Origin of the sequence: Sphingomonas sp. CCH15-F11 (assembly GCF_001557005.1) — a bacterium.
GTDB lineage: Bacteria > Pseudomonadota > Alphaproteobacteria > Sphingomonadales > Sphingomonadaceae > Sphingomonas.
In genome coordinates this window covers 1-415 of sequence record NZ_LSKG01000146.1, presented here as the reverse complement: position 1 = coordinate 415, position 415 = coordinate 1, and the positions used below count along the sequence as shown (strand labels likewise).

The window sequence follows — 415 nt, the reverse complement described above, 5'->3', positions numbered from 1 at the left end:
CGTGGGGTTTGACGGAACAACGGCATAGCCGATCCGGCCTGCATAGGATCTATTATGCGCGCTTTCGCGTCGATCCGCGCCGCCCGGACTGGTTCCCGATCGTCGGCGGGCGTTAGGCGCTCATAGCCGACGACACGGCCCGACGGGCAACCCTCAGACCAGAATCGATCGATTGATTGCGGCAATCCGATTGACGCCAGTCAACGTCATCGCGACCCGCATCTCGCTGGCGATCAGGCCGAGCAGCTTGGTGACGCCGGCCTCGCCGCTTGCGGCCAAAGCATAGAGCCAGGCCCGGCCGAGCAGGACGCCGTTCGCGCCCAACGCCAGCATGCGCACGACGTCAAGGCCCGACCGCACGCCGCCATCCGCCAGGATCGTCAGCCGATCCGCGACCGCATCCGCGATCGTCGGC

1 protein-coding gene is annotated in these 415 nt (G+C 66.7%); it reads right to left on the bottom strand.

The genetic code is table 11. The annotated features are described in order from the left end of the window. Positions 1-153: 153 nt before the first annotated feature. Positions 154-415, bottom strand: a 262-nt coding sequence (locus AX709_RS15290; RefSeq protein WP_197432041.1) for an alpha-hydroxy-acid oxidizing protein, incomplete at its 5' end; no start/stop codon positions are given.